Origin of the sequence: Rathayibacter sp. AY1F4 (genome assembly GCF_002931775.1) — a bacterium.
Lineage (GTDB): Bacteria > Actinomycetota > Actinomycetes > Actinomycetales > Microbacteriaceae > Rathayibacter.
Genome location: NZ_PSVE01000011.1, coordinates 61630 through 78316, shown reverse-complemented (window position 1 = coordinate 78316; position 16687 = coordinate 61630). Strand labels below are relative to the sequence as shown.

The following is a 16687-nucleotide window of genomic DNA, read 5'->3' as shown; positions in this document are numbered from 1 at the left end:
GCCCCGCGGTCGCTGTCAAGCCGACGGCCCGGTCACACGGACGAAATCCACGGCGGATAATGTGAATCATGCCTTCCGTCCGTGCTCTTCCGTCACCGCTCCTGCGCCCGCGCCACTTCGACCGCGACGACGTCGTGGTCCATGCCGGCCTGTTCTCGCTGGTGAACTCGAGTACGACGCCCCGCGCGGCCTGGACCGAGGACCTGATCGCCATCGGCGAGGTCCTCGACGCCGCCGAATTCCCCTACCGCCTCATCCGCGGCACCGACGGCTCGCCCTTCCTCGCGGTGGACCGCGTGCTCGGCGCCGAGCTGGCGACGCTGCTGGCGCGCGCCTTCGCGACCGAGCCCTTCTACGCCAAGACGGTCGACAAGCGGGGCACCCCGCCGCAGCTCCTGGCCGAGGGCGTGCTCGCGCCGTATCCGCGCGCCTCCGTCTTCAAGCTCTTCCGCCCGCGCGTCTCCTCCACGGGATCGCTGCGCTACGGCGCCCGCAGCGGCGTCCGCCTCGAGCTGTGGAAGGTGGGCGAGGAGGAGATCATCACTCCCGCCGAGAACGCGCTCATGCGCAACAGCCTCCCCGTCGCCGAAGCCATCGACGCCCACGTCGAGGCGTACGGCCGCACCTGGCCGACGTTCGAGGGCATGTTCGAGCCGCTCGTCAGCGACATCCGCTTCGAGGTGGACATCGTCTTCTCGTGGGTCGACGGCACCGACCTGGAGTTCCAGCGCGCCCGTGCGGCCCGCATGGCGAGCTACGTGGTGGGCGAGGGCGACGACGCTCCGGCGCGCTTCCGCCAGATCGACGAGCTCAAGTACGCCCTGCGCAGCGTCTACATGTACGCGCCGTGGATCCGGCACATCTACATCGTCACCGACTCCCCGCGCCCGCGCTGGCTGGACGAGCACCCGGACGTCACCCTCGTGCGCAGCGAGGACCACTTCCGCGACCTCTCGGTGCTGCCGACGCACAACTCCCACGCAGTCGAGAGCCAGCTGCACCGCATCCCGGGGCTGGCGGAGCACTTCCTCTACTCCAACGACGACATGTTCTTCGGGCGCCCGGTCGACCCGTCGATCTTCTTCTCGCCCGGGGGCATCACGAAGTTCATCGAGGCGACGACGCGCATCGGCATGGGCGACTCCAACGCCTCCCGCAGCGGCTTCGAGAACGCGGCCCGCGTCAACCGGCGCCTGCTCCGCGAGCGCTTCGGCGCGATGACGACCCGTCACCTCGAGCACGCCGCCACGCCGCTCCGCAAGACCGTGATGGCCGAGCTCGAGGCCGAGTTCGAGCCGGAGTTCACCGCGACCGCCGCGAGCCGCTTCCGCTCCGCGAACGACGTCTCCGTCACCAACTCGCTCTACCACTACTACGCGCTGATGACCGGGCGCGCGGTCGTGCAGGAGAACGCCTCGGTGAAGTACGTCGACACGACGATGCACCAGGGGTTGAAGGACATGCGCAAGCTCCTCAAGAACCGCGGAGTCGACTTCTTCTGCCTCAACGACGGCAGCTTCCCCGAGATCTCGGCGGAGGCGCGCACCAAGGCCGTCATCGGGTTCCTCGAGGAGTACTACCCGATCCCGGCTCCGTGGGAGCGCGAGGTCTGACCGTGGGCTGGGCCGTCGGGGGAGCGGTGGCCGGGCTGCTGCTCGGCCTGGCGAGCTCGCTCGTGTTCCCGGGCATCGGCGTGGGAGCGGGCGTCGGCGTGGGCGTCGCGCTGGCCGCGGCGTTGGCGTTCGCCGGGTGGCTGTTCGCACGGGACCGCGCCGGCGGGCGCTGACACCGTCGGCCGTGTCCGAGGACGCGGTCGACGCGGCGCCCGGAGGCGTGGGAGCGACCCCGACGCCCCGCCGCGCCGCTACGCGCTGACGCCCACCCGCTCCACGAGCGGCGGGTAGAGCTCCTCGTCCCGGGCGACGGGGGCCGCCGTCGCCGCGGCGATCTCGACGCCGTGGTCCGCGAGGATCCGCTGCGTCTCGTTCGCCGAGACGTAGGACACCTCGGTCGAGGCGCCGATCGGCACCACCGAGTGCAGCACCGTGCCGTCGTAGACGTGGATCAGGTTGAACGCCTGGGCGCCGTTGCGGGCGCGGGTCGCTCCCACCGGCACGTTGAGGTCCTGGGTGTAGCAGGTGGCCGACGCGACCGAGACCGGGATGCCGGCGAACATCGCCGTCGACGAGTAGTGCAGGTGGCCCGCGATGATGCTGCGGACGTCGGAGCCCTCGAGCACCTCCGCGAGGGCGGGCTGGTCGCGCAGCTCCACGAGGACAGAGAGGTCGAGCACGCTCGGCACCGGCGGGTGGTGCAGTGCGAGGATCGTGCCGTGCGGGGCCGGGCTGGAGAGCTCCTCCGCCAGCCAGTCGAGCTGCGCGTCCGAGATCTCGCCGTAGTGGGCGCCGGGCACGGTGGAGTCCAGCGCGATGATCCGCAGCCCGTTGACGTCGTGCACGCGGTCGACCGGCTGCGTGGTCGGGAGCTGGTCGAGCAGCCCCGAGCGGAACGCGCCGCGGTCGTCGTGGTTGCCCATCACCCAGATCACCTCGGCGCCGAGGCGTGCGGCCGCGGGCTCGACGACGGCGCGCAGCTTCGCGTACGCCTCCGGCTCGCCCTTGTCGGCGAGATCACCCGTGATGACGACGGCCTCCGGACGTCCGCCGGACGCCTCCAGCTCGTCGAACAGGAGCCGCAGCTGGGCCTCGCTGTCGACGTCGGAGCCGTACAGGCCGCCGTCTCCGGCGATGAAGTGGGTGTCGCTCAGATGAAGGATGAAGTGGTTGGGCCGGGGGTACTCGGCCTGGCGGAGGGACATGATCCTCGGGTTCCACGATCGGCGGGAGCCGGATCACGCGACCCGGCGTCGGCACTTGCGCACTGCTCCAGCGGAGGCGACCCCGCTGCGATCAGTCCATCATCGCGGGGTGAACTCCGGGCCAACACCGGTCGGCGCGTCATCGAACGGTTCTCCCAGGTTGCCGGTCGCTGCGCGGTCCTTCCGGGCCCCTGAGGACCGCCGCGATCAGAGCCGGGCGAGCAGCCGCGCGTAGAACTCGATGGCGCGCTCGAACTGGTCGGCCTCGACCGACTCGTCGACCCCGTGGATCCCGAGCTGCTGCCGAGGGCTGATCTCGAACGGGATGAAGCGGTAGACGTGGTCGCTGATGGCGTGGAAGTGCCGGGCGTCGCTGCCACCGGTCTGCACGTAGGGGGCGACGACCGCGTCCGGGAACGACTCCTGCACGACCGCGCGGAGCAGGTCGTACGGCCCGCCGTCGCCGGGCTCGCCGGTGGGGGAGACGGGGGAGGGCTCGTGGGCGACCTTCACCTCGACCTCGACCTCCGGGTCGTCGATGACGGCGCGGATGCGCTCGACCACGCCCGCCACGGTGCCGCCCGGGTTGATCCGCACGTTCGCGGTGGCGCTGGCGCTGGAGGCGAGGACGTTCGCTCCGGTGCTGCCGCGCAGCTCGGTGATCGCGACCGTCGTCCGCAGCATCGCGGCCGAGCGGTTGGAGTGGGCGGCGAGCGCGCCGACGACGGCGTCCGGGTGCTCGTGCGGTCGTGCGTACCAGACGGCGTGGGCCGTGTCCGCGTGGTCGGCCGCCGCACGCACCAGCTGGGCGATCGGCTCCGGGAGGGTCGAGGGGAACGGGTTCTCGGTCAGGCGGTGGATCGCCCTCGCGAGCCGCTGGGTGGCGAGCAGCCCGGGCGGGGGCGGCGGAGCGGAGGCGTGGCCGCCGACGTCGCGGCAGGTCAGCTCGAGGTTCATGATCCCGCGCTCGGTGACGCCGATCACGGCGATCGGGGTGGTGACGCCGGGCAGGATGCCGCGCCGCACGTTCCCGCCCTCGTCGAGCACGAGGCGCGGGCGGACCCCGCGCGCGCCGAGCAGGGCGACGACCGAGGGGGCGCCGTCGCCCGCCGTCTCCTCGTTGTGCGTGGAGAGGAGGTACACGTCGTGCCGGGGCCGCTCGCCCCGCAGGACCGCCGCCTCGACCGCCTCGAGGAGGGCGACGAGCGAGCCCTTGTCGTCGAGTGCGCCGCGCGCCACGACGGAGGTGCGGCCGTCCGCGGCGACGACCGTCTCGGCCGCGAACGGGTCGTGCGACCACTCCGCCGCCGTCACGCTGACGACGTCGTAGTGAGCCATCAGCACGGCCGGCTCGCCCGGCTCCTCGCCGCGCCAGCGCCAGAGGAGGGAGTGGCCGGCGACGGTCTCGGACTCCAGCGCCGCGTGCAGCGCCGGGTAGAGCTCGGCGACGAGCTCCCGGAAGGCGTGGAAGCGGCTCCAGTCGGTCGCCGACTCGTCCGAGTGGGACACGGTGTCGACGCGCAGCAGGGCCTGGAAGCGCTCGAGCGCGGTCGTCGTCACCGGGCTAGCCTACGACGGCGGTGCCGGGCCCCCGGCCCGCCGGAGCGGAGGTGCGCGGTGGGGCTGCCCGAGGTCTGCGTCGTCTACGTCCTCCGCGACGGCCCGCGGGGTGCGGAAGTGCTCCTCGGCCGGAAGCGCAGGGGCCTCGGCGAGGGCCGCGTGGTCGCCCCCGGCGGCAAGCTCGAGCCCGGGGAGTCGCCCGTCGACGCGGCCGTCCGCGAGCTGCAGGAGGAGGCGGGGCTGGTCGCCCTCCCGGCCGACCTGGAGCCGCGCGGCGTGCTCGACTACTCCTTCCCCCACCGGCCGGCGTGGAGTCAGCGCTCGCACGTCTTCCTCTGCCGCCGGGTCGCCGGCGAGGTCACCGAGTCGAGCGAGCTCGCCGCCGCCTTCGTCCCGGTCGACGAGGTGCCGTTCGACCGCATGTGGGACGACGCTCGCCTGTGGCTGCCGGACGTACTGCGCGGCGGCCCGCCCGTCCGCCTCCGCATCGAGTTCGGCGCCGACCTCGCGAACGTGACCTCCTGGGGCCCGGGAGCGGGGCCTGCAGCGGGGTCGTGACCATCTGCTCGAGCACCCGGCGGAGCGCACTCCGGCCGGGCCGCTCCCGCCGTGGGACGGGGAGGGTCCGCCGCGCCTGCCGCCGCGGGGCCATCCGCTAGGCTTCCGCTCGGCCGGGGCCCCGCCCATGGCGTCTCTGGACACCACGAAAGGGAAAGAATGACCAGCACGACGGTGATCGAATGGCGTGAGCAGGCTCCTGCCGAGGCAGTGGACGCGCTCGCCGCTCCCGGTGGACTGGTCGTCTGCGCGACCAAGGTCGGCTACATCCTCATGACGACCGACGGTGCGGGCCTCGAGCGCAAGTTCTCGGCCAAGCAGCGCAACCGCAACAAGCCCGGCGTCGTGCTCTGCTCCAGCATCGAGCAGCTCGTCGAGCTCGCGGAGCTCAACGACGAGGTCCTCGCCTTCTACCAGAAGCACTGGGACCAGGACGTCCTGCTCGGCTGCATCCTCCCGTGGAAGGCCGAGGCGCTCGAGCTCATCGACGAGGACGCCCGCGAGCTGGTCCGCGACGGACGAGGCACGAGCTGCTTCGTCATCCGCTTCGGCCGCCCCGCCGAGCAGCTGGTCGCCACCCTGTGGGAGCGCGACCGCACCCTCACCTTCGCCAGCTCGGCCAACCCCTCGGGTGTGGGCAACCGCGGCCGGGTCGCGAACATCGGCGAGCGGATCGAGAACGAGGCGGACGTCATCGTCTCGGCCGACTCGTACGTCTCCTCCATCCAGCCGGACAAGGACGAGGACTCCCGCCACGAGCAGGGCGTCATGGTCTCGATGGTGGACGCCTCGGGCGCCCTCATCCCCGTGCAGGGCAGCGAGCGCTCGATCACCCCGGGCCCCGTGCTGATCCGCCGCGGCCTCGACTACGAGCGCATCATGCTGAACCTCGCGGAGCAGTTCAACTCCTGGGACTACCGCCAGGGCGAGTACTACTGATCCGCTAGCGGATCGCGACGACGGCCGGGCCGGGCTCATCCCCGACCCGGCCGTCGTCGTCCCCGGCGTCAGAGCTCGAGCACATCGCCGGGCTCGAGCGCGTGGTACTCCCCGCCGCCCTCGCGCACGGCCCAGCCGAGCCGGTCGTGGCCGAGCGCGCGTCCCGCCTCCGAGAGGACCTGCTCGTGGGTCGCGAAGGCGTGCCGCGGCGCGATCTCGAGCACGTAGTCCATCGCCTCGGCGATCTTCATCCACGGCGCGCCCGACGGGGCCGCGAGGACCTCGACGTCGACGCCCTCGGGGACGGTGAAGGAGTCGCCGGCGTAGTAGACGCGGCCGCTGACGAGGACGCCCACGTTGTCGATGACGGGGATGCTCCGGTGGATCACCGCGTGGCGGGCGCCGAAGAAGCGCAGCTCGAACGGGCCGACCGTCACCACGTCGCCGTCCGCGACCGTCTCGACGTCGAAGCCCTCGGCGGCGGCGGCGACCCCGGCCGGGCCGAGGATCCGCAGCGACGGGGCCGCGTCGCGCAGGCGCTGCAGCTGCTCCGGGGTCCAGTGGTCGGCGTGCTCGTGGGTGAGCACCACGGCGACGGTGTCGGCCGTCCCCTCGACGGGCCGGGTGAAGGACCCCGGATCGATCACCAGCCGGGCGCCGTCCTCCTCGATCAGGACGGCGGCGTGCTCGAGTTTCGTCAGTCTCATGACCCGAGCCAACCGCTTCGGCGAGCGGCGGGCAAGGCCCGGGCCGAGCGGAGACCGGGTGGGCCGGGCGCTCGATTTGCATCGATGCGGATCCGTGTGCAACACTCTTCGAGTTGCAAAAACGCGGCCCCATCGTTTAGCGGCCTAGGACGTCGCCCTCTCACGGCGGTAACGCGGGTTCAAATCCCGCTGGGGTCACCACGGCAACACGAGAAGAACCCCCGGTCTGACCGGGGGTTCTTCTCGTTTAACACCCGGGTGCTCGCCACGCGGCACCCGCTCGACGCATCGCGCCGATCGCCTCGTTCCCGCTCCGCCGCCCCGGGGCCGCATCCGGCCGGATCGGCGCTAGGATCGCATCCGCGAAGGGGAGTATCCCGCCTTTCCGCTCCCGTCAGTACGCACCGCCCCTGCGCGGCGCCGGGGGCGGGACGGGTGACGCGGACCGGCACGGCCGTCCGCTCCCCGGGGAGAGACTTTCGGCCCCCCACCCACTCGGAAGGCCCTCATGCTCGATCTGCCCGTCTGGTTCGTGATCGGCTCGTTCGTCGTCCTGAGCCTGATCCTCGCCGCCGACCTGCTGCTGGTCTACAAGCGCCCGCACGTGCCGAGCCTGAAGGAGTCCGGCCTCTGGGTCGGCTTCTACGTCACGCTCGCGCTGATCTTCGCGCTGGCGATGCTGATCCTCGGCGGCGGCGAGCTCGCGGGCCAGTTCGTCGCGGGCTGGCTGACCGAGTACAGCCTCTCGATCGACAACCTGTTCGTCTTCGTCATCATCATGGGCCGCTTCGCGGTGCCGGCGAAGCTGCAGCAGGAGGTGCTGATGGTGGGCATCATCATCGCGCTGGTCTTCCGCGGGATCTTCATCCTCCTCGGCGCGCAGCTCATCGAGAGCTTCAGCTGGATCTTCTACCTGTTCGGCGCGTTCCTGGTCTACACGGCGTGGAACCAGGCGTTCGGCAAGGAGGACGAGGACGAGGGCACGGACAACCTGCTCATCCGCCTCCTGCGCAAGCGCGTGAGGATCTCGGACGAGTTCGACGGCTCGAAGATCCGCACGGTCAAGAACGGCACGACGTTCTTCACCCCGATGCTGATCGTCTTCCTGGCGATCGGCTCGACCGACCTGCTCTTCGCGCTCGACTCGATCCCCGCGATCTTCGGCATCACGGAGAGCCCGTTCATCGTCTTCACCGCGAACATCTTCGCCCTGATGGGGCTCCGCCAGCTCTACTTCCTGCTCGGCGGCCTCATCGACAAGCTCGAGTACCTCAAGTACGGCATCGCGTTCATCCTCGCCTTCATCGGCGTGAAGCTCGTCCTGCACGCCCTGCACGAGAACGACCTGCCCTTCATCAACGGCGGCGAGCCCGTACCGGTGTGGGACATCGACACGATCACCTCGCTGGTGGTCATCGTCCTGAGCATGACCGTCGCGACGCTCGCGAGCCTGGCGAAGATGCGCCGCGAGCACCGCCACATCGAGATGCACGACGGGCACCCCGAGGTCGTCTCGGACGACGCCCGCTCGGCCGCCGAGGAGAAGTGACCCCGCGATGACGACCACCACCGTCGACCTGCCCCAGGGGGCGCTGCGGCTCGCCGTCAGCAGCAGCACCGACGTCGGAGCCGTCCGCCGGGTCAACGAGGACTCCCTCCTCGCCGACGAGCTGCTGCTCGCGGTCGCCGACGGGATGGGCGGGCACGCCCGCGGCGACCTCGCGAGCGCTGCGGCGGTCGGGGCTCTGCACAAGAACCGGCCGACGGCCCTCGGACCGGTCGACGCGGTGTTCGACCTGGTCGAGGGCGCCAACACGGCGGTGCGCGCGCTGGACGTGGGCGGTGCGCTCTGCGGCACGACGCTCACGGGGCTGATGCTCGTCCTGCCCGAGCCCTCCGGGCCCGCCCGCTGGGCGCTCTTCAACGTCGGCGACTCCCGCGTCTACCGCTGGGACGGGACGGAGCTCGAGCAGCTGACCGTGGACCACTCGGCCGTGCAGGAGCTCGTCTCGGCGGGCCTGCTCACGCGGGAGTCCGCCGAGTCGCACCCGGACCGCAACATCGTCACCCGCGCCCTCGGCGCCGACGAGGAGGTCGAGACGGACGTCTGGACGCTGCCCGTCGTGCCGCGCGCCAGCTACCTGCTCTGCTCCGACGGGCTCACCAAGGAGCTCTCGGACGAGCGGATCGCGGCGCTGTTCGCGCGCCGCGACTCCGGCGACCCGGCCGACCTCGCCCAGGCGCTCGTGGGCGCGGCGGTCGACGCCGGCGGGCGGGACAACGTGACCGTGGTCGTCGTCGACGCGGTGCTCGACGCCCGCGCCTGAGCCGTCGACCGCGCGCCGCCGGCTCCCGGGAGCGGGGGAGCGCGGTGCTATTCTCGGTCCATGCTGAGCGGCCCGCACCTCCTTCCGTGCCGCGACGAGACCTCGATCTGACGGCCTCCCTCGTCGCGGTGCCTCGCCTGGCCGAGCAGCGACTCCTGAAGGAGAAGGAACCGTCATGACCGAGAAGTCACCCGGCGCAGCCGCGCCCGCGTCGAGCGGAGCGGAACCCCGCTCGCTCGCGGACACGATCCGCACCCCGAGGCCCCGCACCCTCGCCGAGAAGGTCTGGGACGACCACGTCGTCGTCAAGGGCGAGAACGGCGCTCCGGACCTCGTCTACATCGACCTCCACCTCCTCCACGAGGTGACGAGCCCCCAGCCGTTCGACGGGCTGCGCGCGGCCGGGCGCCCCCTCCGCCGCCCCGACCTCACCATCGCGACCGAGGACCACAACACGCCGACCCTGCAGATCGGCCGGCCCATCGAGGACCCGACCAGCCGGGCCCAGATCGACGCTCTGCGCCGGAACGCCGGCGAGTTCGGCGTCCGCCTGCACTCCCTCGGCGACGTGGAGCAGGGCATCGTGCACGTCGTCGGCCCGCAGCTCGGCCTGACGATGCCGGGGATCACCGTCGTCTGCGGCGACTCGCACACCTCGACGCACGGCGCGTTCGGCGCGATCGCCTTCGGCATCGGCACGAGCGAGGTCGAGCACGTGATGGCCACGCAGACGCTGCCGCTGCAGCCCTTCAAGACGATGGCGATCACCGTCGAGGGGACGCTGAAGGAGGGGGTCACGGCCAAGGACGTCATCCTCGCGGTCATCGCCCGCATCGGCACCGGCGGCGGCCAGGGCTACATCCTCGAGTACCGCGGCTCCGCGATCCGGGCGCTCTCGATGGAGGGCCGGATGACGATCTGCAACATGTCGATCGAGGCCGGGGCGCGCGCGGGCATGGTCGCGCCGGACGAGACGACGTTCGCCTACCTGCAGGGCCGTCCGCACGCCCCCGCGGGCGAGGACTGGGACGCCGCCGTCGCCTACTGGCGGACGCTGCCGAGCGACGAGGGCGCGGTGTTCGACGCCGAGGTCGTGATCGACGCCGACGCGCTCGAGCCGTTCGTCACCTGGGGCACCAACCCCGGCCAGGGCGTGTCGCTCTCGCAGTCCGTCCCCGACCCCGAGGCCATCGACGACCTGAACGAGCGCACCAGCGCCCTGCGCGCGCTGGAGTACATGGCGCTCGAGCCCGGGACGCCGATGAAGGAGATCCCGGTCGACGTCGTCTTCATGGGCTCCTGCACCAACTCCCGGATCGAGGACCTGCGGGCCTTCGCCGCGATCGTCGAGGGGCGCACCAAGGCGCCGGGCGTCCGCGTGATGGTCGTCCCCGGTTCCGCCCGCGTGCGGCTCGAGGCGGAGGCCGAGGGCATCGACCGGATCGTCACGGCGTTCGGGGCGGAGTGGCGCTTCGCCGGCTGCTCGATGTGCCTCGGCATGAACACCGACCAGCTGCTCGAGGGGGAGCGCGTCGCCTCCACCTCCAACCGCAACTTCGAGGGCCGTCAGGGCAGGGGGGCGAAGACCCACCTCGTCTCGCCGCTCGTCGCTGCCGCCACGGCCGTGCGCGGCACGCTCTCGAGCCCCTCCGACCTGCAGCCGGCGCGCGAGAGAGCAGGAGTCTGACCGTGCAGAAGTTCGAGACCGTCACCGCGATCGCCGCGCCCCTGAAGCGCGCCAACGTCGACACCGACCAGATCCTCCCCGGCGTGTACCTCCGCCGTATCACGAAGACCGGCTTCGAGGACGCCCTGTTCCACGGCTGGCGCCAGGAGGAGGACTTCGTCCTCAACCAGGAGCGGTACCGCGGGGCCGGCATCCTCGTGGCCGGACCGGACTTCGGCACGGGCTCCAGCCGCGAGCACGCCGTCTGGGCCCTGCGCGACTACGGCTTCCGGGTCGTGATCTCGCCCCGCTTCGGCGACATCTTCCGCGGCAACGCCGGCAAGCAGGGACTCCTGGCCGCCGTCGTGTCCGAGGCCGACGTCGAGCGCCTGTGGGAGATCATCGAGAGCACCCCGGGAATAGAACCGACGGTGGATCTGGTTGCGCGTACGGTCACCGCCGGTGACGAGGCCTTCGACTTCGAGATCGACGACTACACTCGATGGCGCCTGATCGAGGGCCTGGACGACATCGGCCTGACCCTGCGCGACGAAGCGCTCATTTCCGAATTCGAGACCCGCCGCGAGAGCTGGCGGCCCAAGACATTGCCGGTGAAATAGCGTGAACACACTTCTTCAGGACGCCAAGGCCCTCCAGGACGCCAAGGCCTCGGGAGCCCGCGTGGGGATGACGACGGAGCGGATCACCATCAAGGGCGGTCGGCCGCTGGTGGGGCGCATCGAGCTCAAGGGAGCGAAGAACCTCGTCACCAAGGCGATGGTCGCGGCGCTCCTCGGCGAGACCGCGTCCACCCTCCGCGACGTGCCCGACATCAGCGACGTCCGCGTCGTGAAGGGCCTCCTCGAGGTGCACGGCGTCAAGGTGAAGCAGGGCGCCGAGGTCGGCGAGCTGATCCTCGACCCCTCGAACGTCGAGTCCGCGCACTTCGCCGACATCGACGCGCACGCCGGCTCCAGCCGCATCCCGATCCTCTTCTGCGGCCCGCTGCTGCACCGCCTGGGCGAGGCGTTCATCCCCGACCTCGGCGGCTGCCGCATCGGCGACCGCCCGATCGACTACCACCTCGAGGTCCTCCGCAACTTCGGCGCGGTGATCGAGAAGCTTCCCTCCGGGATCCGGATGTCGGCCCCCGAGGGCCTGCACGGCGCCAAGGTGTCGCTGCCCTACCCGAGCGTCGGAGCGACCGAGCAGGTCCTCCTGACCGCGGTGCGCGCCTCCGGCATCACCGAGCTCTCGGGCGCGGCGATCGAGCCCGAGATCATGGACCTGATCAACATCCTGCAGAAGATGGGCGCCATCATCTCGGTCGACACCGACCGCGTGATCCGCATCGAGGGCGTGGACCGGCTCACCGGCTACTCCCACCGCGCGCTCTTCGACCGCAACGAGGCGGCCTCCTGGGCGGCCGCGGCCCTCGCGACCGACGGCGACATCTTCGTCGGCGGCGCCCGCCAGCAGGAGATGACCACCTTCCTCAACGTCTTCCGCAAGGTCGGCGGCGCGTTCGAGATCGCCGAGGACGGCATCCGCTTCTACCACCCGGGCGGCGAGCTCAAGCCGGTCATCATCGAGACCGACGTGCACCCCGGCTTCATGACCGACTGGCAGCAGCCGCTGGTCGTGGCGCTCACGAAGGCCAAGGGCGTCTCGATCGTGCACGAGACCGTCTACGAGCAGCGCTTCGGCTTCGTCGACGCGCTCGTCGAGATGGGCGCGACCATCCAGATCCACCGCGAGTGCCTCGGCGGGCAGGCCTGCCGCTTCGGGCAGCGCAACTTCATGCACTCGGCCGTGATCTCGGGACCCTCGAAGCTGCACGGCGCCGACATCGTCGTGCCGGATCTGCGCGGCGGCTTCTCGCACCTGATCGCGGCGCTCTCGGCCGAGGGCACCTCGACGGTCTCGAACGTCGGCATCATCAGCCGCGGCTACGAGAACTTCCTCACCAAGCTCGAGCTGCTGGGCGCCGACTTCTCGCTCGACGCGTAGCCGCCCACCGGGACCCCGGTGCCGAGGAGCACGACCGTCCTCAGCGGCCCGGGGTCCTGTCGCGTCTGGGCGCGCCCCACGCGGGCGGTTCCGCGGCCTCCTCCAGGCGTCCCCGGATCCGCTTCTCGAGGAGCGCGAGCGTCGTCTCCGGCGCGGGCCGGAGGCCCAGCGGTCCGGGCGACTCGACCAGGACCAGCGTCAGGCGTCCGCGCCGCGTCCCGGCCAGGACGACCTCGAGGGCCTCGCGCGGACGCAGGCCCACCAGCACCCACCGCCGCTCCAGCCGTGCGATCCGCGCCCAGGGCACGACGACGCCCCAGTCGCCGAAGGAGACGGTCAGTCCCCGGCGGCGCGGCACGACCACCGCGTAGGGCCGCAGCGTCGGCAGCGGGAACCGCGGCTCGATGCGACGGAGGCCCGCTCCGAGCCGGCCGCGTCCGAGGACCGCGACGCCGCCGGTCGCCTCCGCCTCGACGTGGGCGAGCGGTGCCACCGCCACGCGCCAGAGGGCGTCGACCCCGCCGATCACGAGGGCGACTGACGCCGAGCCGCCGACGAGGACCGCGAGCGTCAGCAGGAGGCCGTCGCCGAGCGCGGCCGCATCGCGTCCGGCCTGCGTGGCGAGCAGCACGACTCCCCACACGATCAGGAGCACCAGGCCGGACAGCGCGATCGGCGAGTCGGCGAGGCGGCCGAGGGCCCTGCCGACGGCGTCCCACGGCGACGGGCGGCGACGCGGACGGGGCATGCCGGTACCGTACCCGGCGGCCGGGCCGCTCCTCCCACCGCGGGGCCCCGCTGCTCCCGGGCGTGGGGACGCGGCCCCTCCGATGCGGGATGCGAGGATGGGCGGGTGTCTGAGCGAAGCCGTCCGTCCATCTTCTGGTTCCTCGCGGCGGCGGTGATCCCCGTGATGACCGCCTCGGTCGACCTGCGGATCCGGAACGGCGACAGGATCCCGAGCACCGGGGCCTTCGTGTTCGCGCCGAACCACTACAGCGAGATCGACCCGATCATCACGGGCTGGACCCTGTGGCGCGCCGGCCGCGCACCGCGCTTCCTCGCCAAGGCCTCGCTGTTCTCGGTGCCCGTGCTCGGCTCGATCCTGCGCGGCTCCGGGCAGATCCCTGTCGAGCGCTCGGGCTCGGTCCGCGGCAGCGAGCCGCTGAAGACCGCCAAGGCTCTCGTGGACGAGGGCCGCTCGGTCATCATCTACCCCGAGGGCACCCTCACCCGCGACCCCGAGCTCTGGCCGATGCGCGGCAAGACGGGAGCGGTGCGGATGGCGCTGCAGTACGGGCTGCCCGTCGTCCCGGTCGCGCACTGGGGTGCGCAGCAGCTGATGGGCCGCTACTCCAAGCGGATCACCCTCTTCCGCCGCAAGCGCGTCGACGTGATCGTCGGCGACCCCGTCGACCTGTCCGCCTTCCGCGGACGCAGCCTCGACTCCGCCACACTCAACGAGGCCTCCGCGGTCGTGATGGCGGCGATCACCGCCCTGCTCGAGGAGCTGCGCGGCGAGGCGGCGCCCGAGAAGCGCTGGAACCCCTCCGAGCACAACCAGAAGGGCACGGGTCGCTTTGAGTCCGAGCAGTAGGAAGGCGCCCATCCCCGTGCCCCGCCGCGTCGCCGTCCTCGGCGCCGGCAGCTGGGGCACCACCTTCGCGAAGATCCTCGCCGACGGCGGCTCCGACGTCGTGATGTGGGCGCGCCGCGCCGAGCTGGCCCGCGAGATCACCGAGGCCAAGCGCAACAGCGACTACCTCCCCGGCATCAACCTCCCGCGCAACATCCGGGCCACGCCGCGCATCGAGGAGGCGCTGGAGGGCGCGGACCACGTCTACCTCTCCATCCCGTCGCAGTCGCTGCGGAGCAACCTCGAGGCGATCACGCCGTTCCTCACCGAGCGCACGGTGCTGGTGAGCCTGATGAAGGGCGTCGAGAAGGGCACCGGCCAGCGGATGAGCGAGGTGATCGCGCAGATGCTGCCGGTCTCTCCCGACCGGATCGCCGTCGCCTCCGGGCCCAACCTCGCCCTCGAGATCGCCAAGGAGCAGCCGACCGCGGCGGTCATCGCCTCCGAGAGCCTCGTCACCGCGCAGGAGGTGGCCCTCGCGGCGACCAACCGCTACTTCCGCTCCTACGTCAACACCGACGTGATCGGCACCGAGTTCGGCGGCGTGCTGAAGAACCTCATCGCCGTGGCGATCGGAATCGTCGACGGCGTCGGCTACGGCGAGAACACGAAGGCGTCGATCATCACGCGCGGTCTCGCCGAGATGACCGACTTCGCGGTCGCGTACGGCGGACGGGCCGAGACCATGGCCGGACTCGCGGGGCTCGGCGACCTCATCGCGACGTCGAGCTCGTCCCTCTCGCGCAACAACACGGCCGGGCGCCTGCTCGGCCAGGGCTACAGCTTCACCGACGTGGTGAAGTCGATGCAGCAGACGGCGGAGGGGCTCGCCTCCGTCGCGCCGGTCCTCGAGCTGGCGCGCGCCAGGGGAGTCGACATGCCCATCGTCGAGCAGGTGTCGCAGGTGCTCGCCGGTACGCTCGATCCGAAGGACATCGCGCCGCACCTGACCACGGATTCGGACGAGCCACAGGGTGAGAGGAACCTCGATGACCAGCAAGCTCCGCGTGGCCGTTCTGTTCGGGGGGCGCTCCAGCGAGCACTCGATCAGCTGCGCAACGGCGGCCGGGGTGCTGCGGGCGATCGACCGTGACCGCTTCGAGGTGATCCCCGTCGGGATCACCTCCGACGGCGCCTTCGTGCTCGAGGAGGACCGTCCCGAGAAGTTCGCTCTCGACGCCGCGTCTCTGCCCCGCGTCGAGGACGACGGCTCCCGCGTGCGCTGGCCGGAGTCGGCCCTCTCGCGTGAGCTCACCGTGACCCGCGAGGACGGCGCGACGCGCTCGCTCGGCGAGGTCGACGTGGTGCTGCCGATCCTGCACGGCCCGTGGGGCGAGGACGGCACCGTCCAGGGGATGCTCGAGCTCGTCGGGCTGCCCTACGTCGGCTCGGGCGTGCTCGCGTCGGCGCTCGGCATGGACAAGCACTTCACCAAGACGGTGCTGCAGGCCGCGGGCCTCGCGGTGGCGCCCTGGTACCTCGTGACGGAGGCGGAGTGGCGCGCCGACCCGGGCGACGCCTCCTCGGCCCTCGACGAGCTGGGCCTGCCCGCGTTCGTGAAGCCGGCGCGGGCCGGCTCGAGCGTGGGCGTCAGCCGGATCGACGAGCGCGAGCAGCTCGAGGCCGCGCTGGAGGAGGCGTTCGCGCACGACTCGCGGGTGCTGATCGAGTCGGGCATCGTCGGCCGCGAGGTCGAGATCGGCGTGCTCGGCGGCCGCCGCGGTGCTCCGGCCCGCGCCTCCGTCGCCGGCGAGGTGGTCGTCTCCGGCCGCGGCTTCTACGACTTCGAGGCGAAGTACCTCGGTGCGTCCGGCATCGAGCTGGTCTGCCCGGCCGACCTCACGGACGGCGAGCTCTCCGAGATGCGGTCCCTCGCGATCCGCGCCTTCGACGCGATCGGAGCCGAGGGCCTCGCCCGGGTCGACTTCTTCCTCACCGCCGACGGCTTCGTCGTCAACGAGATCAACACCATGCCCGGCTTCACGCCGGTCTCGATGTTCCCGCGCATGTGGGGCGCGAGCGGCGTGGACTACCCGGACCTGATCAGCGAGCTGCTCGACTCGGCGCTCGACCGCGTCCCGGTCGCCGCCCGATGACGCCGGCGCTCGCGCTCCGCGTCGAGGCGGGCGCGGCCGCGGCGCCCTTCGAACAGATCCGCGAGCAGATCACCGCTCTGATCGCGGCGGGCGAGCTGCCGGTCGGCACGCGGCTGCCGCCGGTGCGCGCGCTGGCCGAGACGCTGGGCGTCGCCGCGGGGACGGTCGCTCGCTCCTACCGGGAGCTGGAGTCGGCGGGCCTGGTTGAGACGCGCGGCCGGGCGGGCACGGTCGTCGCGGGAGGCGTGGACGCGCTGGAGCGCGAGCTGCAGGCCGCGGCCGCCGTGTTCGCGTCGCGCGCGCGTGAGCTGGGGGCGACCGCCGATGGTGCGCTCACCGCAGCGAGTCGAGCCCTCGGCGTCTGACCGCT

17 protein-coding genes and 1 tRNA gene are annotated in these 16687 nt (G+C 71.9%); 14 read left to right on the top strand and 4 right to left on the bottom strand.

Features of this window, described 5'->3' with window-relative positions:
* Positions 1-68 precede the first annotated feature (68 nt).
* Together C5C59_RS08860 and C5C59_RS17020 are read left to right on the top strand one after the other, a co-directional pair.
* On the top strand, positions 69-1613 hold the full coding sequence (locus C5C59_RS08860; protein WP_104237888.1) for a stealth family protein: 1545 nt from the start codon (positions 69-71) through the stop codon (positions 1611-1613).
* Positions 1595-1786, top strand: a complete 192-nt coding sequence (locus C5C59_RS17020; protein WP_104237889.1) for a hypothetical protein — start codon at positions 1595-1597, stop codon at positions 1784-1786. The genes C5C59_RS08860 and C5C59_RS17020 overlap by 19 nt, the downstream gene beginning before the upstream one ends.
* A gap of 78 nt (positions 1787-1864) precedes the next feature.
* Here the strand turns inward: C5C59_RS17020 and C5C59_RS08855 are convergent, their stop codons facing one another.
* Positions 1865-2818, bottom strand: a complete 954-nt coding sequence (locus C5C59_RS08855) for a phosphodiesterase (RefSeq protein ID WP_104237890.1) — start codon at positions 2816-2818, stop codon at positions 1865-1867.
* A gap of 207 nt (positions 2819-3025) precedes the next feature.
* Positions 3026-4378, bottom strand: coding sequence for a M20/M25/M40 family metallo-hydrolase (locus C5C59_RS08850; RefSeq protein ID WP_104237891.1), 1353 nt, complete (start codon positions 4376-4378; stop codon positions 3026-3028).
* 57 nt (positions 4379-4435) lie between these two features.
* On the opposite strand from C5C59_RS08850, the gene C5C59_RS08845 reads away from it, so the two are divergent.
* Positions 4436-4936 carry an 8-oxo-dGTP diphosphatase gene (locus tag C5C59_RS08845; protein ID WP_181134867.1) on the top strand — a complete coding sequence of 167 codons (501 nt, stop codon included), beginning with the start codon at positions 4436-4438 and terminating at the stop codon, positions 4934-4936.
* 159 nt (positions 4937-5095) lie between these two features.
* Positions 5096-5875 (top strand): L-threonylcarbamoyladenylate synthase, encoded by a 780-nt coding sequence (locus tag C5C59_RS08840; RefSeq protein ID WP_104237893.1) that lies wholly within the window; start codon positions 5096-5098, stop codon positions 5873-5875.
* Between the two features lie 68 nt (positions 5876-5943).
* On the opposite strand, the gene C5C59_RS08835 is transcribed toward C5C59_RS08840, so the two are convergent.
* Positions 5944-6582, bottom strand: a complete 639-nt coding sequence (locus C5C59_RS08835; RefSeq protein WP_104237894.1) for an MBL fold metallo-hydrolase — start codon at positions 6580-6582, stop codon at positions 5944-5946.
* Positions 6583-6707: 125 nt separating this feature from the next.
* On the opposite strand from C5C59_RS08835, the gene C5C59_RS08830 reads away from it, so the two are divergent.
* The 6 genes from C5C59_RS08830 to murA all read left to right on the top strand — a co-directional run bounded on the left by C5C59_RS08830 (position 6708) and on the right by murA (position 12585).
* Positions 6708-6783: transfer RNA gene (locus C5C59_RS08830), tRNA-Glu, on the top strand.
* A gap of 307 nt (positions 6784-7090) precedes the next feature.
* Positions 7091-8131 carry a TerC family protein gene (locus C5C59_RS08825; RefSeq protein ID WP_104237895.1) on the top strand — a complete coding sequence of 347 codons (1041 nt, stop codon included), beginning with the start codon at positions 7091-7093 and terminating at the stop codon, positions 8129-8131.
* A gap of 7 nt (positions 8132-8138) precedes the next feature.
* Positions 8139-8909, top strand: coding sequence for a PP2C family serine/threonine-protein phosphatase (locus tag C5C59_RS08820; protein ID WP_104237896.1), 771 nt, complete (start codon positions 8139-8141; stop codon positions 8907-8909).
* Positions 8910-9084: 175 nt separating this feature from the next.
* Entirely contained in the window at positions 9085-10596 is a 1512-nt protein-coding gene (gene leuC / locus C5C59_RS08815) for a 3-isopropylmalate dehydratase large subunit (protein WP_104237897.1), read from the top strand.
* A 2-nt stretch (positions 10597-10598) separates the two neighbouring features.
* Complete coding sequence (gene leuD / locus C5C59_RS08810; RefSeq protein ID WP_104237898.1) at positions 10599-11195, top strand: 3-isopropylmalate dehydratase small subunit; 597 nt, start codon at positions 10599-10601, stop codon at positions 11193-11195.
* A gap of 67 nt (positions 11196-11262) precedes the next feature.
* On the top strand, positions 11263-12585 hold the full coding sequence (gene murA / locus C5C59_RS08805; protein ID WP_167299052.1) for a UDP-N-acetylglucosamine 1-carboxyvinyltransferase: 1323 nt from the start codon (positions 11263-11265) through the stop codon (positions 12583-12585).
* A gap of 40 nt (positions 12586-12625) precedes the next feature.
* On the opposite strand, the gene C5C59_RS08800 is transcribed toward murA, so the two are convergent.
* A complete protein-coding gene (locus C5C59_RS08800; RefSeq protein ID WP_104237899.1) occupies positions 12626-13333 on the bottom strand; it encodes a hypothetical protein in 708 nt (235 codons plus the stop codon).
* A 165-nt stretch (positions 13334-13498) separates the two neighbouring features.
* On the opposite strand from C5C59_RS08800, the gene C5C59_RS08795 reads away from it, so the two are divergent.
* The 4 genes from C5C59_RS08795 to C5C59_RS08780 are packed head-to-tail and all read left to right on the top strand — an operon-like array spanning position 13499 to position 16682.
* Complete coding sequence (locus C5C59_RS08795; protein ID WP_104237925.1) at positions 13499-14182, top strand: 1-acyl-sn-glycerol-3-phosphate acyltransferase; 684 nt, start codon at positions 13499-13501, stop codon at positions 14180-14182.
* Between the two features lie 16 nt (positions 14183-14198).
* Positions 14199-15314: an NAD(P)H-dependent glycerol-3-phosphate dehydrogenase gene (locus tag C5C59_RS08790; RefSeq protein ID WP_181067828.1), complete on the top strand. Its 1116-nt coding sequence runs from the start codon at positions 14199-14201 to the stop codon at positions 15312-15314.
* On the top strand, positions 15211-16317 hold the full coding sequence (locus C5C59_RS08785) for a D-alanine--D-alanine ligase family protein (protein WP_104237900.1): 1107 nt from the start codon (positions 15211-15213) through the stop codon (positions 16315-16317). The genes C5C59_RS08790 and C5C59_RS08785 overlap by 104 nt, the downstream gene beginning before the upstream one ends.
* Entirely contained in the window at positions 16314-16682 is a 369-nt protein-coding gene (locus C5C59_RS08780) for a GntR family transcriptional regulator (RefSeq protein ID WP_104237901.1), read from the top strand. The genes C5C59_RS08785 and C5C59_RS08780 overlap by 4 nt, the downstream gene beginning before the upstream one ends.
* Positions 16683-16687 lie beyond the last annotated feature (5 nt).